The sequence below is a fragment of the Streptomyces sp. KL116D genome (genome assembly GCF_030766975.1).
Lineage (GTDB): Bacteria > Actinomycetota > Actinomycetes > Streptomycetales > Streptomycetaceae > Streptomyces > Streptomyces longispororuber_A.
Window position 1 is genome coordinate 1 of the sequence record NZ_JASERH010000081.1, and the last position, 22,128, is coordinate 22,128.

Annotated in this window: 20 protein-coding genes; 7 read left to right on the top strand and 13 right to left on the bottom strand. The window is 72.2% G+C overall.

Annotated elements, in window-relative coordinates; genetic code table 11:
• The first annotated feature begins 20 nt into the window (after nt 1–20).
• The 7 genes from RBJ77_RS30985 to RBJ77_RS31015 all read left to right on the top strand — a co-directional run bounded on the left by RBJ77_RS30985 (nt 21) and on the right by RBJ77_RS31015 (nt 7,797).
• The gene (locus tag RBJ77_RS30985; RefSeq protein WP_372348003.1) at nt 21–1,223 is read left to right on the top strand and encodes an ROK family protein; all 1,203 of its coding nucleotides are present in this window, start codon (nt 21–23) and stop codon (nt 1,221–1,223) included.
• Nucleotides 1,224–1,562: 339 nt separating this feature from the next.
• Nucleotides 1,563–2,585: an acetamidase/formamidase family protein gene (locus tag RBJ77_RS30990; RefSeq protein WP_372348004.1), complete on the top strand. Its 1,023-nt coding sequence runs from the start codon at nt 1,563–1,565 to the stop codon at nt 2,583–2,585.
• Nucleotides 2,586–2,647: 62 nt separating this feature from the next.
• A complete protein-coding gene (locus RBJ77_RS30995) occupies nt 2,648–3,271 on the top strand; it encodes an N-acetylmuramoyl-L-alanine amidase (protein WP_255972679.1) in 624 nt (207 codons plus the stop codon).
• A 118-nt stretch (nt 3,272–3,389) separates the two neighbouring features.
• Entirely contained in the window at nt 3,390–4,649 is a 1,260-nt protein-coding gene (locus tag RBJ77_RS31000) for a GAF domain-containing protein (RefSeq protein WP_372348005.1), read from the top strand.
• Between the two features lie 97 nt (nt 4,650–4,746).
• On the top strand, nt 4,747–6,270 hold the full coding sequence (locus RBJ77_RS31005) for an aldehyde dehydrogenase family protein (protein WP_255972683.1): 1,524 nt from the start codon (nt 4,747–4,749) through the stop codon (nt 6,268–6,270).
• Nucleotides 6,271–6,410: 140 nt separating this feature from the next.
• Nucleotides 6,411–6,914: a hypothetical protein gene (locus RBJ77_RS31010; RefSeq protein WP_372348006.1), complete on the top strand. Its 504-nt coding sequence runs from the start codon at nt 6,411–6,413 to the stop codon at nt 6,912–6,914.
• Nucleotides 6,915–7,131: 217 nt separating this feature from the next.
• Nucleotides 7,132–7,797 (top strand): phosphatase PAP2 family protein, encoded by a 666-nt coding sequence (locus RBJ77_RS31015; RefSeq protein WP_372348007.1) that lies wholly within the window; start codon nt 7,132–7,134, stop codon nt 7,795–7,797.
• A gap of 7 nt (nt 7,798–7,804) precedes the next feature.
• On the opposite strand, the gene RBJ77_RS31020 is transcribed toward RBJ77_RS31015, so the two are convergent.
• From RBJ77_RS31020 to RBJ77_RS31080, 13 genes are read right to left on the bottom strand one after another with little or no spacing between them, the layout of a single operon-like run.
• On the bottom strand, nt 7,805–9,130 hold the full coding sequence (locus RBJ77_RS31020; RefSeq protein ID WP_372348008.1) for a glutamate-1-semialdehyde 2,1-aminomutase: 1,326 nt from the start codon (nt 9,128–9,130) through the stop codon (nt 7,805–7,807).
• Between the two features lie 7 nt (nt 9,131–9,137).
• Entirely contained in the window at nt 9,138–9,689 is a 552-nt protein-coding gene (gene rfbC, locus RBJ77_RS31025) for a dTDP-4-dehydrorhamnose 3,5-epimerase (protein WP_372348009.1), read from the bottom strand.
• Nucleotides 9,686–10,876: a polysaccharide pyruvyl transferase family protein gene (locus RBJ77_RS31030; protein WP_372348010.1), complete on the bottom strand. Its 1,191-nt coding sequence runs from the start codon at nt 10,874–10,876 to the stop codon at nt 9,686–9,688. Before RBJ77_RS31030 ends, rfbC begins: the two co-directional genes overlap by 4 nt.
• A complete protein-coding gene (locus RBJ77_RS31035) occupies nt 10,873–11,820 on the bottom strand; it encodes a glycosyltransferase family 2 protein (protein WP_372348011.1) in 948 nt (315 codons plus the stop codon). Before RBJ77_RS31035 ends, RBJ77_RS31030 begins: the two co-directional genes overlap by 4 nt.
• Nucleotides 11,817–13,124 carry a hypothetical protein gene (locus tag RBJ77_RS31040; protein ID WP_372348012.1) on the bottom strand — a complete coding sequence of 436 codons (1,308 nt, stop codon included), beginning with the start codon at nt 13,122–13,124 and terminating at the stop codon, nt 11,817–11,819. The genes RBJ77_RS31035 and RBJ77_RS31040 overlap by 4 nt, the downstream gene beginning before the upstream one ends.
• The gene (locus RBJ77_RS31045) at nt 13,121–14,404 is read right to left on the bottom strand and encodes a DUF4910 domain-containing protein (protein WP_372348013.1); all 1,284 of its coding nucleotides are present in this window, start codon (nt 14,402–14,404) and stop codon (nt 13,121–13,123) included. Before RBJ77_RS31045 ends, RBJ77_RS31040 begins: the two co-directional genes overlap by 4 nt.
• Complete coding sequence (locus RBJ77_RS31050) at nt 14,392–15,417, bottom strand: NAD-dependent epimerase/dehydratase family protein (protein WP_372348014.1); 1,026 nt, start codon at nt 15,415–15,417, stop codon at nt 14,392–14,394. Before RBJ77_RS31050 ends, RBJ77_RS31045 begins: the two co-directional genes overlap by 13 nt.
• A 3-nt stretch (nt 15,418–15,420) precedes the next feature.
• Nucleotides 15,421–16,068, bottom strand: a complete 648-nt coding sequence (locus tag RBJ77_RS31055; RefSeq protein ID WP_372348015.1) for a PIG-L deacetylase family protein — start codon at nt 16,066–16,068, stop codon at nt 15,421–15,423.
• Nucleotides 16,065–16,862, bottom strand: a complete 798-nt coding sequence (locus RBJ77_RS31060) for a glucose-1-phosphate cytidylyltransferase (RefSeq protein WP_372348016.1) — start codon at nt 16,860–16,862, stop codon at nt 16,065–16,067. The genes RBJ77_RS31055 and RBJ77_RS31060 overlap by 4 nt, the downstream gene beginning before the upstream one ends.
• A complete protein-coding gene (locus RBJ77_RS31065; RefSeq protein ID WP_372348017.1) occupies nt 16,859–18,112 on the bottom strand; it encodes a class I SAM-dependent methyltransferase in 1,254 nt (417 codons plus the stop codon). The genes RBJ77_RS31060 and RBJ77_RS31065 overlap by 4 nt, the downstream gene beginning before the upstream one ends.
• Complete coding sequence (locus RBJ77_RS31070; protein ID WP_372348018.1) at nt 18,109–19,320, bottom strand: glycosyltransferase; 1,212 nt, start codon at nt 19,318–19,320, stop codon at nt 18,109–18,111. The genes RBJ77_RS31065 and RBJ77_RS31070 overlap by 4 nt, the downstream gene beginning before the upstream one ends.
• A 2-nt stretch (nt 19,321–19,322) precedes the next feature.
• The gene (locus RBJ77_RS31075) at nt 19,323–20,558 is read right to left on the bottom strand and encodes an O-antigen ligase domain-containing protein (protein WP_372348019.1); all 1,236 of its coding nucleotides are present in this window, start codon (nt 20,556–20,558) and stop codon (nt 19,323–19,325) included.
• 1 nt (nt 20,559) lies between these two features.
• Nucleotides 20,560–22,122 (bottom strand): right-handed parallel beta-helix repeat-containing protein, encoded by a 1,563-nt coding sequence (locus RBJ77_RS31080; RefSeq protein WP_372348020.1) that lies wholly within the window; start codon nt 22,120–22,122, stop codon nt 20,560–20,562.
• Nucleotides 22,123–22,128: the final 6 nt, after the last annotated feature.

Sequence of the window (22,128 nt, forward strand, 5' to 3'; positions counted from 1 at the left end):
CGCCCTGGGAACATGGCCGCATGACCGCACCACTGCACCGGTCCCGCCCGGGGACGCCCGACACCCAGCAGGGCATGCGCCGCCGCAATCTGTCCCGCGTGATGTACGCGGTCGCCGCCGAGGGATCGCTGTCGCGGGCCGCGGTCGCCCAGCACATCGGGCTGACCAGGGCCGCCGTGTCCACGCTGGTCGACGAGCTGATCAGGGCCGGGCTCCTGGAGGAACTGGGGCCGCAGCGGCCGGGCGGCGTGGGCCGGCCCGGTTCGGCGCTCACGGTCAGTGGCCGGGGCCCGGCCGGGCTCGGCGCGGAGGTCGGGGTCGACCACCTGGCGGTGTGCGCGGTGGACCTGCGCGGCGAGGTGCGGGCGCGCGCCGAGCGCCGGGTCGGCAACCGGGGCCGGGCGCCGGAGCCCGTCCTGGCCGAACTCGCCGCGCTGGTGCGGCAGGTGAGCGCGGAGGCCGAGGCTGCCGGGCTGCGTCCGGCCGGTCTCGCGGTCGCGGTGCCGGGTCTGGTCGCGCGCGGCACCCACACCGTGGTGCGCGCCCCCAACCTGGACTGGCACGGCACCGACGTCGCCGCGCTGCTGCCCGGCGACGTCCCGCTGACCGTCGACAACGAGGCCAACTTCGGGGCGCTCGCCGAACTCTGGCTCGGCACCGAGTCCCCCGCGGACTTCCTGCACGTGTCGGCGGAGATCGGCATCGGCGCAGCCCTCGTCGTCGACGGCCGGCTGCTGCGCGGCACCCGGGGGTTCGCGGGCGAGCTGGGCCACGTGCCGGTCCGCCCCGAGGGCCCGGCCTGTCCGTGCGGCGGGCGCGGCTGCCTGGAGCAGTACGCGGGCGAGGAGGCGGTGCTGCGCGCGGCCGGCGTCGAACCGGGCGCCGACCGGGTCTCGCTGCTCGCCGAGCGGGCGGCCGCGGGCGACACGGACACCCGGCGTGCGCTGCGCGCCGCCGGTACCGCGCTCGGGATCGCCCTGACCGGCGCGGTCAACCTCCTCGACCCGCGCGCGGTGGTCCTCGGCGGCGCCCTCTCCCGCCTGGCCCCCTGGCTCCTGCCGTCCCTGGAACGCGAGTTGACGCGCCGCACGGCCACGCCCGAGGACGGGGTGGCCGTCTCCCACCTGGGCTCGGACGGCCCGCTGCTCGGAGCGGCGCACTCCGTGGTCCGCACGGTCCTCGACGATCCGATCGGGGTGGCGGGGCAGATACCCGGGGCGTGAAGTGACGGGCCCGGGGCGGCGGGTCCGAGGCGGCGGGGCTCCGTCGACGAGGTGCCGCCACCCGGGCGCGGCCCGCACCCGGCACCCGTCATCCCGCGGCCCCCACTCGGCGCCCCGCGGCCCGCACCCGCACCCGCACCCGCACCCGCACCCGCACCCGCAAGAGTTCGGACTCGCCAGAGGTTCGGACCTCTGACGTGCGGTTGTTCACAACGAACGGGTTGTCCACAGGCGGGTCGCGCCCTCTTCCGCCCCAACCTGCGGGCGCCGTACCGTACTTCACGCGAGGCCGCTCCACCGCCTCGCGGCCACCCCCCTGCAGAGCGGAGCACCGCCGTCATGAGCGACCCCCGGATGCTGACCGTCCGGCCCGGACCCGGCGAGTACGCCTGGACGTTCGGCGGAGCGCCGCCCGTCGCGCGCATCGCGCCGGGCACCGTGCTGGACCTCTTCACCGAGGACTGCTTCGCCGGGCGGGTGCGGTCGGAGAAGGACCTCGTCTCGCAGGTCTGCGAGTTCCCGTACCTCAATCCGCAGACGGGCCCCTTCCACGTCGAGGGCGCGGAGCCCGGCGACACGGTCGCCGTGCACTTCGTGTCGGTGGAGCCGGCCCGCGACTGGGCGGCGTCCACGACCGTGCCGCTGTTCGGCGCGCTGACCTCCACGCACACCACGGCCACGCTGCAGCCGCCCCTGGAGGAGGCCGTCTGGATCTGGCAGCTCGACCGGGAGCGCCGCACGGCCCGGTTCGCCGCCCGGGACGGCGAGTTCACCGTCGACCTGCCGATGGACCCGATGCACGGCACGGTGGGAGTGGCACCGGCGAACCTGGAGGTCCGCTCGGCCCTCGTCCCGGACGCGCACGGCGGCAACATGGACACGCCGGAGATGCGGGCGGGCGTCACCTGCTACCTCGGGGTGAACGTCGAGGGCGCGCTGCTGAGCCTCGGCGACGGCCACGCACGGCAGGGCGAGGGCGAGACGTGCGGCGTGGCCGTGGAGTGCGCCATGCGGACCGTCGTCATCGTCGAGCTCCTCAAGGGCGTGGCGACGCCCTGGCCGCGGATCGAGTCGGACACCCACATCGTGTCGACCGGTTCGGCGCGCCCGCTGGAGGACGCGTTCCGGATCTCCCAGCTCGACCTGGTGCAGTGGCTCGTACGGGACTACGGATTCAGTGAGCTGGACGCGTACCAGTTCGCCACCCAGACCGTCGAGTCACCGCTCGCGAACGTCTGCGACACCAACTACACGTGCGTCGCCAAGCTCCGCAAGGAGTGGCTGCCCGCACGTGAGACGCACCGCGGCATCCACGCCCGGCTGCGCGAGATCGCGGCGACGCTGCCCCGCCCCGAGCGCTGACGGGCGCCGCGGCGCCGCCGGTTCCCCCCCACCGTCCGAGCCCTTCGAAAGGCAGGATCGTCATGGACCGAGCAAGACACGTTCCCGACCAGGCCGGTCGCCCGCGCCCGACCCGCCGCCGTCTCCTCCAGGCCGGTGCGCTGGCCGCCGTGCCCGGTGCACTCCTGCCCGCGGGCCGGGCCGGCGCCCGGGCCCTGGCCGTCGACTACCCGCCGGCCGAGTCCGTCCCCGCCAGCACCTCCAACTACACGGCGTCCAGCCGCCCTTCCTCGTATCCGATCGACTACGTGATCATCCACGTCACGCAGGAGACGTACGCCGACACCCTCGCCATCTTCAAGAACTCCGCCAAACAGGTCTCCGCCCACTACCTCGTCCGCTCCGCCGACGGGCACGTCGCGCAGTGCGTGCGGGAGAAGAACGTCGCCTGGCACGCGGGCAACTGGGACTACAACACGCGCAGCATCGGCATCGAGCACGAGGGCTGGGTGGATCAGCCGGAGTACTTCACCGACGCCATGTACCAGCAGTCGGCGGCGCTCACCGCTTCGATCTGCGCCCGTTACGGCATCCCGATGGACCGTGAGCACATCCTCGGCCACGTCGAGGTGCCGGGCACCGACCACACCGACCCCGGCCCCTACTGGGACTGGACGCGGTACATCAGGATGGTCAACTTCGTCTGATCTCCACACCCGTGTGCGGCATGTGCCACCTCGCGACATCTGTGTCCGGCTCCTTGTCGACCCGCTCCCCCGGAGCGACGATGGCCCCAGCGCCGCATCGCCGTTCCTGGAGGCCGAGTTGACCGATCCGTGGGTCGCCCTGGAGCCGGGCGCCGATCCGTCCGAGCGGGTGCGGGCGCTGCGCCGTGCCCATGAGCGCTTCACGGCGGCGGGCACGGTGGCCCGGCCGGTGCGGCCGGTGGTCGCCGCGTCGTGGCGGCGCTCGGCGGGCGCCCACGTCAACCCGGACGCCTCGGCGTCGGTCGAGCTGACGGACGGGGATCTCGGGGCGTACCGCGCGGAGCATCCGCTGACCCGGGTCATGCCGCTGTTCCGGGAACTGATGGGCACGTTCGCGACCGACGGCGAGCACCTCCTCGCGGTGTGCGACGCGCACGGCCGGCTCCTGTACGTGGAGGGCCACGCCGGGACGCGGCAGCGGGCGGGCCGGATGAACTTCGTGCCGGGTGCCCGCTGGTCGGAATCCGCGATGGGCACGAACGCGCCGGGCACGGCCGTGGCCGTCGACCGCCCGGTCCAGGTGTTCGCCGCCGAGCACTTCATCCGCAAGGTGCAGCCGTGGACGTGCGCGGCGGCACCGGTGCACGACCCCCGGTCGGGGCGGCTGCTCGGCGCGGTCGACATCACCGGCGGCGACGGGCTCGCGCACCCGCACAGTCTGGCGTTCGTGCAGGCGGTGGCGCGCGCCGCCGAATCCCAACTCGCCCTGCTCACACCGCCGTCCACGACGGACCAGGGACTGCGCCTGAACGTGCTGGGCCGCGACGAGGCCCTGCTCCTCACCCCGTCGGGCCACAAGATCAGGCTCAGCCGCCGGCACAGCGAACTGCTGGTCCTCCTGGCCCGCCACCCCGAGGGCCTGACCGGCGACGAACTGCTCTGCTTCCTGTACGAGGACGAGTCCGTGACGCCGGTGACGCTGCGGGCCGAACTGGCCCGGCTGCGCCGGGTGCTGGGCCCGGACGTGCTCAGATCCCGCCCCTACCGGCTGGCCGCGCCGGTCGACTCGGACCTGGCCACGGTCGAGCGACGCCTCGCCTCCGGTGCGGTGACGGCGGCGGCGTCCGCGTACACGGGACCGCTGCTGCCCGCCTCGCAGGCACCCGCGGTGGCGCGGGTGCGGCGCAGGCTCGCCGACGAGCTGCGGGCCGCGCTCGTCGCGCGCGGCGATCCGGACCTGCTCGCGGACTGGGCGCACGCGCCGTGGGGCGAGGACGACCTCGACGTGTGGCGGGCGCTCGCGGCGGCCCGCCCGACGCCGCCGGTCCTGGCCCGGCTGGCGGCGCTCGACGGCGAACAGGGCTACGCCGCGACGTAACTGTTCGGTACGACGCAACGTAGCTGCAACGTCGGCACTCCTAACCTCCGGCGCGAAAGCTGCCCAACGGCGGGCAGCCCGCACAGGAGGCCCCCAGATGACCCGTTACGCAGCGCCCGGCACGCAGGGCTCCGTCGTCTCCTACCAGGCCCGCTACGACCACTTCATCGGCGGCGAGTACGTACCGCCGGCCCTCGGCAAGTACTTCGAGAACCCGAGCCCGGTCAACGGTCAGCCGTTCACGGAGATCGCCCGCGGCACCGCGGAGGACGTCGAGCGCGCCCTCGACGCGGCGCACGCCGCCGCGCCCGCGTGGGGTCGCACCTCGCCGGGCGCCCGCGCGGACATCCTCCTGAAGATCGCCGACCGCATGGAGCAGAACCTCGAACTCCTCGCCGTCGCCGAGAGCTGGGAGAACGGCAAGCCGGTCCGCGAGACCCTGGCCGCCGACATCCCCCTCGCCATCGACCACTTCCGCTACTTCGCGGGCGCGGTCCGCGCGCAGGAGGGGTCGCTCTCGGAGATCGACGACGACACGATCGCCTACCACTTCCACGAGCCGCTGGGCGTGGTCGCGCAGATCATCCCGTGGAACTTCCCGATCCTGATGGCGACGTGGAAGCTGGCCCCGGCGCTGGCGGCGGGCAACGCGGTGGTCATCAAGCCGGCCGAGCAGACCCCCGCGTCGATCCACGTGTGGCTGTCCCTCGTCGCGGACCTGATCCCGGCGGGCGTGGTGAACGTCGTCAACGGCTTCGGCGTGGAAGCGGGCAAGCCGCTGGCCTCCAGCGCGCGCGTCGCGAAGGTCGCGTTCACCGGGGAGACCACGACGGGGCGCCTGATCATGCAGTACGCCTCGGAGAACATCAAGCCGGTCACCCTCGAACTCGGCGGCAAGTCCCCGAACATCTTCTTCGACGACGTCTGGGCCAAGGACGACGACTTCCGCGACAAGGCCCTCGAGGGCTTCACGATGTTCGCCCTGAACCAGGGCGAGGTCTGCACCTGCCCGTCCCGCGCGCTGATCCAGCAGGGCCACTACAGCGAGTTCCTCGACGCGGCCGTCGCCCGCACCGAGGCCATCAAGCCCGGCCACCCCCTGGACACCGACACGATGATCGGCGCCCAGGCCTCCAACGACCAGCTCCAGAAGATCCTCTCCTACCTGGACATCGGCCAGCAGGAGGGCGCGAAGGTCCTCACCGGCGGCCAGCGCATCGAGTACGACGGCGAACTGGCGGGCGGCTACTACGTCCAGCCCACGATCTTCGAGGGCAACAACCGCATGCGGATCTTCCAGGAGGAGATCTTCGGCCCGGTCGTCTCGGTCGCCTCGTTCGCCGACTACGACGACGCCATCAAGATCGCCAACGACACCCTGTACGGCCTCGGCGCCGGCGTCTGGACCCGCGACATCAACACGGCCTACCGCGCGGGCCGCTCCATCCAGGCGGGCCGCGTCTGGACGAACTGCTACCACGCGTACCCGGCACACGCCGCGTTCGGCGGGTACAAGCAGTCCGGGATCGGCCGCGAGAACCACAAGATGATGCTGGACCACTACCAGCAGACGAAGAACCTTCTGGTGTCGTACTCGGCACAGAAGCTCGGGTTCTTCTAGAGCCTCACGTCGGGTGCCTGGAGGGGGCTCCGCCCCGCCCTTCCAGGCACCCGGCGGACATCAGCGATTCGATGCGAGCAGGCCATGGATCTCCATCGAAGGACTGCTGTCCGCCTCTTACAGCTGGAACAATCTTGCGCATGTCCGAGACTGACGCGACCCTGCTCGCCGCACTGATCGGGGCCGGAGCTGCGATATACGTAGGAATGCTGGCGTACAAGTCAACGGGTCGACAACCGAGCGAGAATGCGAACGCCCAGCGGAGTCACGCTGTTTGGGACAGCCTCCGGGGCATCTACACGGAGTTCGTACTCACTTCGAAGGAACTCGAGCAGTTCAGCGACCTGGACTTTGCGGGTGGAGCGAACTCGCGGGTCTCCGAAGTCGCCGACAAGCTGAACGATCTGTACGTTCGGATGGAACTCGAAGGCCCGGACGGTGGCACCGTCCTGCTCGCAGCGAGAAGCGTCATCGAGCACCTTGCGGAGCTCCGCTTGCTGGCCGGCGAGTACAAAAGAACTGACATCCCCTCACACGTCGAGACTTTTCGCACGCGCCTTCGGGACGAAACCCGCGATCTGCGGACAAGCACTCGGATCTTGCAAGAAGAAGTTCGTACAGAACTGAGACGTAGTGCGCCCTAGGCAGTTGTCTCGGAGCGGCGGGACCGGGCCCAGTCGGGGATCCAGGGCATGTCTCCGGCCAACCCCCAGCACCCTTTTACGCCGATATCTCCCCACCCAGTCGATTTCGCCCACCCCCTCCACCCCCATACGCCAAGATGCCAGATGAGAGATCCGGCTTCGGGAGCTAGACGACGGGGGGCTCGCGTTGGGGCGCGTGGTGGATGTGGAGCGGGGGGTGACGCGGCCGGTGGCGGTGGAGGTGTTGCCCGGGGTGGTGCGGGTGTGGGTCGGGGTGGTCGCGGGGGTGGCCGCGTCGGTGGTTGCTCTGGTCGGGGTGGTGTACGCCGGGCACAGTGAGTCGGGGCGGGTGGACCGGTGGTTCGTGTTGCCGACGGAGGACAGCGTGGGGCCGCCCTGGCGGCGCGTCGCGCTGGCCACGGATTTCTGGGGGGAGCCCGCCGGTGCGGCGATCCTCGTCGGGGTCGGTGTCGTGGGGTGTCTGCTGCTGTTGCGGTGGCCCCGCGCGGCCGTGTTCCTCGTCGCCGGGGCCGGTGCGTCCGTGGTGACGGCGACCGTGGTCAAGTCCCTGGTCGGACGCACCATTCATGGTCCGGGCAATCTGTCCTATCCGAGCGGGCACACCGCCTTCGCCACCGCGCTCGCCCTCGTGGTGGCGCTGCTCGTGAGCGGCCGGCTCGGCCTGGGCAGGGCGGCCGGCACGCTGCTCGTGCTCGGGGCGGGGCTGGTGGCCGGCGCCGTGATGGGGTGGGCCCAGGTCTCCCTGAGCGCGCACTACCCGACCGATGCCCTCGGCGGCTGGTGCACCGCGCTCGCGGTGGTGCCGGCGACCGGGTGGCTGGTCGACCGGGCGGCGGACGCCACCCGGCGCCGGCCCGGCTGACGTCCCCTCACGCCAGGCGGCGGAAGACGGGCTTCACCGGCCGTCCCCCCACCCACGGCGTGGGATCGCCGGCGTCCAGTGCCTTGCGGTAGACCGCACACGCCTGCGCGACCACGTCGACGGTGTGGTCGATGTCGGCGTCGGTGAGCGCGCTGCTCACCACGAACGACGGGGCGAGGACGCCGCCCGCGAGGAGGTGGCGCAGGAACAGGGTGCGGTACTCCTGCGACGGCTGCCCGTGCTGGTCGAGGGTGCCGAAGACCAGGTTGCTGGACCGGCCCCTGACGACCACGTGCTCGGCGACGCCCATGGCCGCCGCCGCGTCCCTGACCCCGGCGGCCAGCCGCTCGCCGAGCGCGTGCAGGCGCGCGGTGATGCCCTCCTCCACATAGGTGGTCTGTACGGCCATCGCGGCCGCCAGGGAGTGCGTCTCGGCGCCGTGCGTGGTGGACAGCAGGAACACCCGGTCGCCGAAGTGGCGCAGCCCGCCCCGCTCCATCAGGTCGCGGCGCCCGGCGAGCGCGGAGACCGCGAACCCGTTGCCCAGCGCCTTGCCGAACGTGGACAGGTCGGGGACGACGCCGTACAGACCTTGGGCGCCCGCCTCCGACCAGCGCAGGCCCGTGATCATCTCGTCGAAGACGAGGACGCAGCCGTGCCGGTCGGCCAGGGCGCGCAGTCCTTCGAGGTAGCCGGGCGGCGGCTCGGTGTGGGCGGCGGGTTCGAGAATGAGGCAGGCGATCTCGTCCTCGTACCGGGTGAGGAGTTCCTCCGTGGCGACCAGGTCCCCGTACGGGAAGGAGACCGTCAACTCGGTGGTCTGCGACGGGATTCCGGCGGACATCGGGGTGGTGCCGATGAACCAGTCGTCGACGGAGAAGAACGGATGGTCGCCGCAGATCGCCACCCGACGGCGTCCGGTGACGGCGCGCGCGAGGCGGACCGCGGCGGTGGTGACGTCGGAGCCGTTCTTCGCGAACTTCACCATGTCGGCGGTCGGCACGGTGGCCAGGAAGCGTTCCGCGGCGTCGAGTTCCAGGACGGACGGCCGGGCGAAGTTGCTGCCGCGGTCGAGTTCCCGCCGGACCGCCTCGGTGACGCGCGGGTGGGCGTGTCCGAGGCTGACCGACCGCAGGCCGGAGCCGTACTCGACGTAGCGGTTGCCGTCGATGTCCCACACGTGTGCGCCGCGGCCGTGGCTGATGACCGGGGCCAGGTGTTCGGGGTACTGGTCGTCGCCCTTGGCGTAGGTGTGCGCGCCGCCGGGGATCAGTTCGTGCAGCCGCTCGTTGGCCTCGTGCGACCGGGGCAGCCGGAAGTCCTCGGTGTCCACGTCCGGATCAACTCCCCGTTTCCGCGAGTGCTTCGGCGAGGCCCGGTGCCTCCCGGTCCCGTGCCGACATCGACACCGGCGGCATGGGCCAGGGGACGGCCAGTTCGGGGTCGTCGTGGGCGATCGTCACGTCCTCGGCCGGATCGTGCGGGCGGTCGATCCGGTACGAGGTGTCGGCGGTCTCGGTCAGCGCCTGGAAGCCGTGCGCGCAGCCCGCCGGGATGTAGAGGGTCGTCTGCGTCTCACCGGACAGCTCGAACGTGGCCACGTTGCGGTACGTCGGGGAGTCCGGCCGCAGGTCCACGACGACGTCGAAGATCCGCCCGTACGAGCAGCGCACCAGCTTGGCCTCGCCCTTGCCGGACCGCAGGTGCAGGCCGCGCAGTACGCCCCGCACGGATCGGGAGACGCTGTCCTGGACGAAGGCGTCCGGGTCGAGGCCCACCGAGCGGACCACGTCGGCGTCGAAGGTGCGGCAGAAGAAGCCGCGTTCGTCGGCGTACGGCGTCGGTTCGAACAGGAACGCTCCGGTGATCTCCGGAACTTCGCTTGCCTTCATGAAGCCTTCCTCGGGGCGTGGCGCAGCAGTGCGGTCAAGTCGGCGAACTGGCGCTGGAGTTGGGCGGTGACGGTTCGGTTCCGCTCGGTGAGGGTCGTCCTCAGTTCCGCCGAGCGCTTCTCGACCTCGCGGAACTGTTCGAGCAGCAGGTCGGCGTCGACCTCGCGGGCCGGGTGGCAGTACGGGCCGAGGCCCATGCGGTCCATCAGCGCGTCGCTCTTCGCGGCGTAGCTGAGGGCGAGGGTCGGGGTGCCGGCCTTCAGCGCGCAGACGAGGTTGTGGTAGCGGGTGGCGACGACGGTGTCGGCGGCCGCCGTCTCCTTCATCAGGTCGGCGAGCGAACCGGCTTCGGCGGCGGTGACCAGCGGTGAGTCGACCGCGTCGAGGATCGCGGCGACCACCGGGGCGTCGCACGCGTCGCCGGTGAGCAGCCGGACGGTCCTGCCGTCGTCGGCCAGGGCGCGGACGAACCGGGTCGTCCCGTCGAGGTAGCGCCGGTGGATCTCGTCGGCCCGGGCACGGTCGTCGTTGCCGCCGTGGAAGTCCATGACGCCGACGCAGACCGTGCCGGGCGCGGGGCCCGCGGGCGGTGTCGGCAGGGCGAACGCGAGGTCGGGGTAGACCTCGTCGCGCGCGGTGTCCACGCCCATCTCCCGCATCGCGTCGCGGGACTGGGTGTCCCGGTACGAGCGGTAGCGGGCGAGCCGCGCCGACCAGCGGACCAGGGTGCGGGTCGGCCGGTTGCCGATCGGGGCGGCGCCGACGCCGACCAGCGCGACCCGGGTGCCGACAAGCCGGCCGCTGGCGCAGAGCAGGAACAGCGCGTACGGGAAGCCCCAGGACCGCAGCGGCAGGGTGGCCTCCAGGACGCCCATGCCGGGCACGATCACCACGTCGTGCCGGCGCACCCACGCGGCGGTGCGCACGACGTCGACGAGCTTGCCGATCCCCTTGCCCGCGACGGCACTCGCCCGGGACGCGGTGCGGTACTCGCCGCGGTACCAGTGCAGCCGCGTCGCGGGGATCCCGTACCGGGCCGTGACGGCCTCGGGTCCGCCGCAGAGCGCGTCCACGGCCGCGTCGGGGTGCTCGGCGCGGAGGTGTCCGAGGACGGCTTCGAGGGATCCGTCGTTGCCGAGGTTGCCGGAGCCGAGCAGGCCGAACACCCCGACGCGGACGGCGGTCACGTGCGCCTCCCCTCGCGGCCGGCGACGAGGTCGTCGACGGAGACGGTCAGCTTGGCCGGGTCGACCGGGGCCCGGTCCTCGACCCGCTCGCCGGCGCCCGGCCTGGCCCGGCTGGTCGCCCACTCGACGAGGTGGCGGTAGCAGGCGCGCCGGTCGGCGGCGGACAGCGGTGCCCGGCGGATCGCCGCGACGAAGCCCCAGACGTACTCGGCGAGCAGCCGGGGCGTCGGGTGCAGCGGGCCCGCCCTGCGCGGGTCGAGGTTGACGCACCGGGAGCGCTTGGAGGGGTTGGCCCGCTCGGCGCGGGTGGGGTGGTCGCGGCGGAAGTACAGCAGCTCGGGCACCTGGTGGAAGGGTCCGTGCAGACCGATCTCGGCGACGAAGGTGCGGTCCGCGTGGTGGTAGCTGTCGTGCGGCTTGACCCGGCGCAGCACGTCGGCCCTGATCACCCCGTAGAAGTCGTCGCCGCCGGGCTCGAACAGCATGCTGCGGAACCGCTCGGGCGCCCGCGGCGAGTCGGTGGCCAGCGTGTACGCGTAGGGGACCTTGACCTGGCCGTCCTCGTCGATGACCGCCTGGTCGGCGTGGGCGAGGATCACTGAAGGTCGCTCGTCCAGCGCGTCCACGCAGCGCCGCAACAGGTCCCTGGCGTACAGGTCGTCGTGCGAGGCCCACTTGAAGAGTTCGCCGTGGCACTGGGTGAACACGTAGTTGTGGTTCGGTGCGGCGCCGATGTTGCGGGGCAGCCGGATGTAGCGGATGCGCGCGTCCTGCGCGGCGTACTTGCGGCAGATGTCCTGGGTGCCGTCGGTCGAGGCGTTGTCGGTGATGACCAGTTCGAAGTCCTCGTACGTCTGGCCCAGCAGCGCGTCGAGCGACTCGGCCAGGTACTCCTCGCCGTTGTACACGGGCAGGCCGATGCTCAGCCTGGGGTGGGAGGTCATGTCGTCCTCACTTCGGGGATGGGGGTGGGGCGGCGCTCGCGCAGGGCGGACCGCAGCTGCAGCCACCACACGGCCGAGCCGCAGACCGTCGCGGCGGCGACGCCCCAGGCCGAGCCGACCGTGCCCGCCGCGGCCGCGCCGCCGAGCCCGCCGATGACGTAGCAGGTGGACGCGATCAGCTGGCTGCGCAGGCTGCGCCGGGCCGCGGCGAGCGCGCGCAGTCCGGCCGCGGCGCCGGTGCCGAGGCCCGCGCCCGCGACGCCGAGCGTGACCGGCACGATGAGCTGCGACGCGGCGGGCCAGACGTCGCCGAGGGCGAGTTCGCCGAGCCGGTCCGGCATCAGCAGCAGCGCCGCGCCCCACAGCAGCGCGGCGACGGCCTGCACGCCGCCGAGCAGCAGGCAGAAGACGCCCAGGCGGTGCGGTGCCCGGCGCAGCACCCGGGCCGCTTCGGCGACGGTGACCAGCGAGAGTCCCATCAGGACGGCCATGAACGGGCCGAGCAGCAGTTCGGCGCCGCGCACCACGCCCACCGCGCTGACGCCGACGATCGCGCCGAGCCCATAGGCGCGCAGCTGGCCGGCGCCGCTCACCCCGACGTTCTCGATCAGGTAGCGGCTGCCGAGGTCGCGGTGGTCGCGCAGCCACGCGCGGGCCCCGGTCGCACGGGGCCGGATGCCGGACTGGAACCAGCCGTACGCCGCCGCGACCGCGGCGGAGCCGCCCCAGGCCAGCACGAAGGCCGCCACGCTGCCCACGCGGGCCGCGACGACCATCGCCGGGACGAGGGCGACGCCCCACACGACGTCGTTCACGAACGCCTTCCGGCCGGTCCCGGCCGCGAAGAACGCGAACCGCCAGGCGTCCTGCAGCAGGAGCCCCGGCAGGACCACGCCGAGGCAGGCGAACGCGGGCCCCACGTGGCCGCCGACGGCGAGCCCGGCCACCAGGGACACCGCGCCGAGGGCGGCGCCGACGCCGAGCGCGGTGCCGGACGAGCGGGCCACCGCCGTCCGCCAGGACGCGTCGGGCACGCCGCTGAACCGCACCACGAGCGGGTCGGTGGCCAGGCCGCGGGAGACGCTGAGCACCACGCCGTAGGTCACCCAGGCCAGGCTGAACACGCCGAACGCGGTCAGTCCGAGGGAGCGGGCCACGTAGATGCCCACCACGAAGTTGGACAGGCTGGAGGCCGCCTGGTCGGCAAGTCCCCAGGACAGCCGGCCGACGATGGCCCGCCGGGCGTGTCCGGCCCGGGCCGCCGGTGTGGTCGTCTTCTCCCCCTCGGTGGTCACCGGAGTCATGCCTTGATCAGCCCAGCGCCGTGCAGGGCGTCGGCCGCGCCCGCGACGGTGTCGAACGGCAGCCCCGACCGCTCGGCGACGTCGAGCAGGCTGTGCTCGCCGTCGGAGAGGCTGAGCACCCAGAGCATGGCCATCTGGGCCTGCTGGGTGTCGCTGCGCCCGCCGAGCGCCTCGTACAACCCGCGTCGTCCCAGCTGTGGTTCGCCGTAGGGGCTGAGGTTGACGTAGCTGCGGTTGCGGTCGAGGACGTCGAACGCCTCGCGGCACACCGCGAGGGTGTCGGCCATCGCCTCGGGCGAGACGAAGTCCGGGTTGTCGGCCGAGGTGTGGTACTCGGGGTAGCCCGCGTACGGGGTGCGGCTGAGCGAGCCCACGCCGAGGTCGAACCCGGGCGAGCAGTACTGCCGCTCGTCGTAGCCGTACGGGGTGAACTCGTCGACGCGGTGGGGGCGTTCGGACGTGGTGAGCACGTGCCGCAGCACCCGGTCGATCTCCGCGTCGCCGCGTCTGCTCTGTTTGTAGGTGAGCGAGCCGCGGTCGCCCGCGCAGGCCAGCACGAGGCCGTGCTTGACCTGCTCGATCCGGTCCGCGTTGCGGGCCAGCCAGGTGATCGCGCCGATGGTGCCGGGCGCGAAGACGAACCGGTAGGTGTAGTAGGGCGATCGCTCGGCGAGCGCCCGGGCCAGGTAGGTCGCCACGGCGATGCCGGCCAGGTTGTCGTTGGCGAGCGACGGGTGGCAGACGTGGCAGGAGACGATCACCTCGTCGGGGACCTGGCCGGGGATCACGTGCTCGGCGTAGGTGAGGTGACCGTCGGCGAGCGTGGAGTCGATCCGTACCTCGTACTCGCCGTCCGGCAGCGCGTCGAGGGTCTCCTGGGCCAGGCAGAAGCCCCACTGCGGCTTGTAGTAACTGGTGCGGTACGGCACCCAGTTCGGGTGGTCGGGCAGGGTGTGCAGATGGGCGCGGAGTTCGGTGAGCGGCATGGTCGTCGCCACCGGCACGCTGTAGCCGAGCACGTGCAGGCTGGACGCGGCGAAGTCGACGACCCGCCGGCCGGTGGCGTCGGCGACGTAGGCGTCGCGGATGTTCCACTCCTGCGGCACCGTCCAGTCGAGGACCTGGGTCCCGGTCGGTACCTCGTGCGTCCGCAACGGCAGGTACTCGCCGACGATGTCCAGGGTGGCGCGCACCCCGTCGCCGGTGATGCTCCGGCACAGCGGGTACAGCCGCCGCACCAGTGCGTGCATCTCCTCGCCGGCCGCCGTCATCGGCGCCACCGCAGGGTGTCGTCGACGGCGCCCGCGTCGGACGCCGCGCGGAGCACGGCGAGGCGGGTGAAGCGCTGCTCGAAGTCCTCCTTGGTCAGCCCGAACTCCCGATAGGCCTCGGCGAGTTCGAGGGCGCCCCGCTTGACCGTCCATTCGCAGTCGAAGCCGGGGATGGCGGCACGGAAGCGGGCGAAGTCGACCCGGTACGAGCGCGGGTCGGCGCCGTTCTCCCCGGTGATCCGCACCTTCGCGCCGGACACCGCCTCGGCGACCTGTTCGGCGATCTCGGCGACGGTGACGTTGTTGACCTCGCTGCCGATGTTGAAGGCCCGGTCGTGCACGGCCTCGCGGGGCGCGGTCAGCGCGGCGGTGAAGGCGCGGGCGATGTCGGCGGCGTGCACCAGCGGGCGCCACGGCGTGCCGTCGGAGAGGACGAGGACCTCGCCGGACAGCAGCGCGTGGCCCACCAGGTTGTTCAGCACGATGTCGGCGCGCAGCCGCGGCGAGTAGCCGAAGGCGGTGGCGTTGCGCATGTACACCGGCGTGAAGTCGTCGTCGGCCAGGGCGTGCAGGTCGTCCTCGACGCGCACCTTGGACTCCGCGTACGGCGTGACGGGGCGCAACGGGGCGTCCTCGGCGACCAGTTCGTCACCGCCGGCGGCGCCGTACACCGAGCAGGTGGACGCGTACAGGAAACGGGTCACGCCGGCGTCGCGGGCCAGTCGGGCCAGTCGGACGGACGCGTGGTGGTTGATGTCGTAGGTGAGTTCAGGGGCGAGCGATCCCAGCGGGTCGTTGGAGAGCGCGGCCAGGTGGATCACGGCGTCCACCCCGGCCACGTGCTCGGCCGTGACGTCGCGCAGGTCGACCCGCTGCCCGGGCGGGTCCGCGGGCGTCGGGCCGAGGACACAGTCGGCGAACAGGCCGGCGTCGAGACCGACGACCTCGTGCCCGGCGGCCGTGAGGACCGGGGCCATCACGGTGCCCAGGTAGCCCTGGTGTCCGGTGAGCAGTACGCGCAAGGTTCAGTCCCCCAGGTCGAGCGTGAGTTTGGTGGCGGCGAACGCCTCGGCGTAGCGGGCGTGGCATTCGATGCCGCGGATGCGGGCGAGGCCGAGGAAGGCCTCGCGGTCGTACCAGGGCCGGTGCCGCTGCGAGGGGTAGTGCTCCTGCAGCAGCCTGACCTTCTGTTCGGCGAGTTCCGGCGTCAGCGGCTGGTACGCGGACGGGCGGCCGAGGTCGCCGTCCCACTTGACGATCTCGTAGCCGAGCACGAGGTGGTCGCGGAACGCGGTGGGGATCAACCGGGCCAGGCCGCGGTGGTCCTGGTGCGCGTCGTCGGTGCGCGGGGCCAGGACCAGGTCGGGGTCGGTCCGCTCGCGCAGTTCCTCGACGGCGGCCTTGGCCTCCTCCCAGTGCGCGGGCATCCGGCCGTCCGGCAGTTTGAGCACGGTCAGGCGCAGGTCGGCGTCCGGGCAGAACGCGGCGAGCGCGGCCTGCTCCTCCTGCTCGCGGTCGGTGCCGCCGCCGGAGAGCACGAGGGCGTCGACCCGGACTCCCGGGCGCGCGCGGCAGATCGCGAGCAGGGTGCCGCCCGCGCCGATGGCGATGTCGTCGCAGTGCGCGCCCACCGCGACGATCCGGTCCAGGGGTCCGGCCCCGAGCCGGATCACGCGGACCCCACGACGGCGGCGTCGCGTTCCCACACGGCCCACGGGCGGTCGCCCCTGGCGTAGGCGTCGTCGAGGGCGGCGCGCTCCTTCACCGTGTCGGTCGGCTTCCAGAAGCCGCGGTGCTGGTGGGCCACGAGCCGTCCCTGCTTGGCGAGTTGGGCGCAGCCGTCGGCGACCAGGTCACCGTTCTCCGGTATGTGGTCGAAGACTTCCTGGCGGAGCACGAAGTAGCCGCCGTTCTCCCACAGCGGCATGTCGCTCACCGCGGTGATGCCGCCCACCAGACCGTCCTCGCCCAGGTCCACGCAGTGGAACGAGGACTGCGGCGGCACCACCATCATCGACGCGCCGGCGTCCCGCCCGGCGAAGGAGTCGATCATCTGCGGCAGCGGTGCGTCGGTCAGCACGTCGGCGTAGTTGGCGAGGAACATCTCGTCGCCGTCCAGGTGGTCGCGGACCCGGCGCAGCCGCTCGCCGATCGGTGACTCGATGCCGGTCTGCGCGAACGTGATCGTCCAGTCGGCTATGTCGGTGGAGAGCAGCTCGGTCCGCCCGCCGCGCAGCACGAAGTCGTTGGACGTCGTCTCCTCGTAGTTGAGGAAGAAGTTCTTGATGTGGTGGGCGCCGTAGCCGAGGCACAGGATGAACTCCTTGTGCCCGAAGTGCGCGTAGTAGCGCATGACGTGCCAGATCAGCGGCCTGGGGCCGACCATCGCCATCGGCTTGGGCACGTCGTCGGAGGTTCCGTTGCGCATGCGCATCCCGTAACCGCCGCAGAACAGGACGACCTTCATGCTGTTACCTCTTTCACCGGCGTGGCCTCGACGACGCTCAGTTCCGGGATGGGGAAGACGAGCCGGCCGCCCCACTCGTGCACGTAGGACAGCTGCTCGACCAGTTCGGTCCGCAGGTTCCACGGCAGGACGAGGACGTAGTCGGGCCGGTCGGCCTGGATCTGCTCGGGCGGCAGGATCGGGATGCGGGTGCCCGGGGTGAACCTGCCGTGCTTGTAGGGGTTGCGGTCGACCGTGTACGCGAGCAGGTCGGGCCGGATGCCGCAGTGGTTGAGCAGCGTGTTGCCCTTGCCGGGGGCGCCGTAGCCGACGACCGACCTGCCCTCCTCGGCCGCGGTGATGAGGAAGGCGAGGAGGTCGCGGCGCACCTTGGCGACCCGGGCGGAGAACTCGGTGTACCCGGACAGCTCCTGCAGTCCGGCGGCCTTCTCCCGGGCGAGCACGTCGGCCACCCGCTCGCTCGGCTCGCCGGCCGTCTCGGCGGGCCGGGCCCACAGCCGGATGGAGCCGCCGTGCGTGGGCAGCAACTCGACGTCGACGAGGGCGAGTCCGCCGCCGGCGAGGGCCCGGATCGCGGAGGCGACCGTGTAGTACTGGAAGTGCTCGTGGTAGATCGTGTCGTACTGGTTCTCCTCGATCAGCGTCAGCAGGTGCTGCACCTCGATGGAGACCCAGCCGTCGTCGGCGACCAGGGCGCGCAGCCCCTGCGTGAAGCCGACGACGTCGGGGATGTGCGCGTACACGTTGTTGGCGACGACCAGGTCGGCCGGGCCGTGCTCGGCGCGGACGGCCGAGCCGGTGTCCGGGCTCAGGAACGCGGTGAGCGTGGGCACACCCGCCTCCCGGGCCGCGGCGCCGACGTTCACCGACGGTTCGACGCCCAGGCAGCGGATCCCCCGGTCCACCACGTGCTTCAGCAGGTACCCGTCGTTGCTGGCGACCTCGACCACGAAGGAGTCGGGTCCGAGTCCCGCCTTCGTGGCCGCGTCGGCGACGAAGGTGCGCGCGTGCTCCACCCAGGACGTCGAGAAGGAGGAGAAGTACGCGTACTCGCTGAACGTGTCCTCGGGCGTGATCAGCGGCGGGATCTGCGCCAGCCAGCAGTCCGTGCAGACCCGCAGGTGGAGCGGGTACGCCGGTTCCGGCTGGTCGAGTCGGTCCGCGGCGAGGAAGCTCTCGCACGGTGGCGTCGCCCCGAGATCGACGACGCTGGCCATGGCTTCCGAGCCGCAGAGTCGGCATCGTGTCATCTACTGTCCCCCATTTTTTCGGTCCGCCCCGCGATGGCGGTGCGGTACTCGTCCACCAGGCGTTCAAGCCCCACGGCCGGGCTGAAGCACTGTTCGTAGCGGCTCCTGGCCGCCCGGCCCATCTCCTCGTTGCGGGCCGGGTCGGCCGTGATCCGGCGCAGGCAGGACACCAGTGACGCGGTGTCGCCCGGCCGGTGCAGCAGTCCGGTCACCCCGTCCTCGACGAGTTCGACGAAGGCGCCGTGTCCGGCGGCCACGGCCGGTACCCCCGCCGCCATCGCCTCCGCGACGACCAGGCCGAACGTCTCCATGGCCATCGAGGGCGCCACGACCGCGACCGATCGCGCGACGGCCTGCCGGACCTGGTCCGGTGTCAGCAGGCCGACGTAGCGCACGTCGTCGCGGTCCGCCGCCCAGGCGGACACCTCCGGCTCCATCGGCCCGGCGCCGGCCAGCACGAGCGGCACGCCCACGCCGCCGCCCGCGGCGATCTCGTCCCACGCGGCCATCAGCAGCCGCATCCCCTTGGCCTCCGCGAGCCGCCCGAGGAACAGCACCTGCTCGCCGGCGCCCGCCCGCCGTGATTCCGGCTCCGGGACGAAGTTGTGCTTCACGGTCAGCCGCTCGGCCGGCATGCCGGAGCGCACCAGGACGTCGCGTTGGGCCGCGGAGATGCAGAAGAACCGCGCGACGCCGGACCACCACCGCCGCCGGTTCGCCGTCAGGCTGACCGCGAGCGGCACGGTCGCCAGGCGGGAGTTGCGGTAGCAGCCGTGCCGGACGGCGGGCAGTGACGCCACCGATCCGACGCACTCGGTGCAGGCCCTGCCGTCCCGGTGCAGGGTGCCGGGCGGGCAGACCTGCGTGTAGTTGTGCAGCGTGGCGACGGCGGGCACGCCCGCGTCGGCGCAGGCGGCGAGGACCGCGGGCGACAGCAGTGGGAAGACGTTGTGGATGTGCACCACGTCCGGCCGCTCGGCCCGCAGCCGGGCGGTGAGCTCCTTGCGCACGGCGGGGTTCCACGGCACCAGGAGCGGCACCGCGGCCTTGCCGCGCAGGGACTTTCCGGCGATGTCGTCGCTGCGCCGCTCGAACGTGTCGACCCGGTGTCCGGCCGCCCGCAGCAGCCCCACTTCCTGGTCGACGACGCGGTTCTCCCCGCTCGGCTGCGCCGACGAGTAGCGGTTGTGCACCACGAGGACGTGCATGGTCAGGTCACCTCCCGGTCCCGGGCCCAGCGCGGGATCGGTCGTCGGGGGGCCGCGGGCGCCACGAGGGGCACATCCGTGGCGGGGGCGGGGACCGCGAGGAGCGAGGCGGCCAGGGCCAGGTGCAGCAGGTACGCCGAGGCGTCGCCGAGGCCGGCCTCGGTGTACGAGGAGATCGCGACGTAGCTGATCAGGAAGATCGCGCAGGCCCTGGCCAGCGACGGTGGCCGCAGCAGGGCGACGGTGCCGAGGACGAGGACGAGGGCGGCGACGATGCCGACGCCGATCAGGCCCTGCTCGTTGTAGACGGCCAGCCAGCTGTTGTCGATCGGCAGCCCGCCGAACGACTTGTCGCCCAGGCCGGTGCCGAACAGCTGCTCCACGGTGGTCCGGTGGGCCGCGAGCAGCGCGTCCCAGACCTTGGCGCGGCCGGTGAGGCTGGTGAAGTACTCCTTGCTCTGGCCGCGCAGGAACCACGCCTGGAGCGCGGAGGCGAACCCGACGCCGGCCACGGTGGCGACGACCACCGACCAGGCGAAGAACCGGCGGGCGGCGGCGCTGGTCAGCACGAGCGAGCCGATGGCCAGCACCAGGCCGAGGAGCATGCCCACCGTCGCGGTCCGGGTGTGGGTGAGGGCGAGCAGGACGAAGGACGGCACGATGATCACCGCGGCGGTCCTCCGGTCGGTCCTGCGGCCCAGCAGGAGCAGCACGGTGAGCCCGATGATGACGGCGGCGTACTGTCCGATCTGCGGCGGGGTGAGCGGCCACAGGGCGCCGACGAGGCGTCCGCCGTACAGCTCGGGCATGGCCGCGCCCGGCGAGATGACCAGGCCGGCGGCGGCCGTCGCGAGGGCCGCGCAGTACATCCGGATGTGGTAGCGGACGAAGGTGTCGCTCCCGTCCCACCAGCGGCTGAGCAGCCACAGGGTGGCGACGAAGAGGGTCAGGCGGGCGCACCGGAACAGCGCGCCGAACCCGGACTCCAGGTCGGCGCTGGAGATCACGCTGGGCACCAGCAGCAGGCTCAGCAGGAACACGAAGGCGGTCGGCCGGATGCGCAGCTTGAGGTTGGCCGCGAGCGCCAGCGCGAACGCGGCGACCAGCGCGCCCATGGTGACCATCTGGATGAGGGAGCGGGGGATCGTGACGATGGTCTTGGCCCCGGCGGAGCCGAGCGTGTTGAGGCCCAGCAGCGCCCAGGCGATCCCGACGGTCTTCGGCGTGTGCTCGCTCACCTCAACCACCCTCCCGTGACCGGAAGGTGCTGCCCGCGTCCTGCCGGTAGGGCGTGCTCTGCCACTGCGCGCGGTCGAGTGCCTGGCTCGGGTCCTGGACGACGAACGTCCACGGCCCCCGGTAGGTGTTGTCGTGCCAGCGGTTGTGCTGCTTGCGGGTGATCGCCTGCGCGACCCGCACGCCTTTGTACGGCGACCACTTCGGGTACGTGCCGTAGTTGGCGAGCACCGCCATGCGGTCGCACTTGTCCTCGCACTTGACCACGGACTTGTCCAGCAGGAAGCGGTTGGCGTGGATGTCCACGCGCTGCGTCTTCCACCGGCAGTCGTCGTACAGCGGCGGGTCGGCGATGGCGGGCTTCTTGCAGCGGGCCGTGTCCTTCACCAGCAGCGTGCAGTAGCTGCCCGAGGTGTTGGCGGGGCTGTTGCAGAACCGGTCGGCGCTCTCCCACAGGGTGATGCCGTTCCAGTTGTTCTCCAGCACGTTCCGGTAGACGTCGATCTTGTCCGTGCGGGCCTTGATCCGTGGTTCGCCGCCGGCCTCGGACAGATAGACGGTGCCGAACGGGAAGTTGTCGCCGCGGTCGGCGGACCTGCGGCCCTCGACCCAGTTGTTCCGCCGGATCGTGTTGTTCCGGATGATCGCGTTGTAGCTGATCTCGTAGATCAGCGCGGCCCCGTTGTTGTTCTCGATCAGGTTGTTCTCGATGAGGAAGTCGTTGTTGTTGGTGTCCGCCCAGAACCCGGCTCCGAGGTTGTCGTGCACCCAGTTGCCGCGGATGTCCGCGCCGTTGACGGCCCAGAACTTCATGCCTCCGGTGCAGCCGCAGCCGGGCCTGCGCTTCTCCCAGTCGTCGGTGTTGTTGCCGACGATCTCGTTGCCCTCGACCACCAGGCCGCGGATGGAGTCGCCCTCCTTGTAGCCGTTGATGCCGTACTGGCCGTTGCCGCGCAGGCAGTTGCCGCGGATCTGCTGGCGGGCTCCGGTCATCAGCCCGGCGCCCGAGTTGTACTGGATCGTGGAGTGCTCGATCACCCAGCCGTCGGCCGAGCCGTGGTTGACCACGCCCTCGTCCTGCGGCGGGACGAAGCCCTGCACGGTCAGGGAGCTGATGGTGACGTCGGAGGCGTGGCCGCCGAACGCGTACTGGTTGGTCTTGCGACCGTCGAGGACGGCGCCCGGCGCGCCCAGGTAGCGGTCCCCCTTCTTCGGGATGACCTGGGCGTACTGCGCCTTCTCCAGCAGGTGCTTGCCGGGCTTCAGCCAGAACGTGGTGTTCGGCGGGCTGTTCTTCGTCTTCGTGAACAGGTCGTTGACCACCTTGGGGTCGACCGTCACCGCGCCCTTCGGCGGCTTCGTGGGACCTGGCCCGGGCTTGGCGCACACCTTGGCCGTCGACGCCACCGACGCGGGGGCCCCGGCCGTGGCGGCCCCGGACCCGGACCCGGACGACGAGCCCTTCGACTTCGCCGGGGTGTCCGACGTCCCCGTGCAGCCGGTCACCACGAGCAGGGCGAGCGTCAGTGCCGCCGCCGCGGGTGCCCCGTGCCTCTTGATCCCCACGCGTGC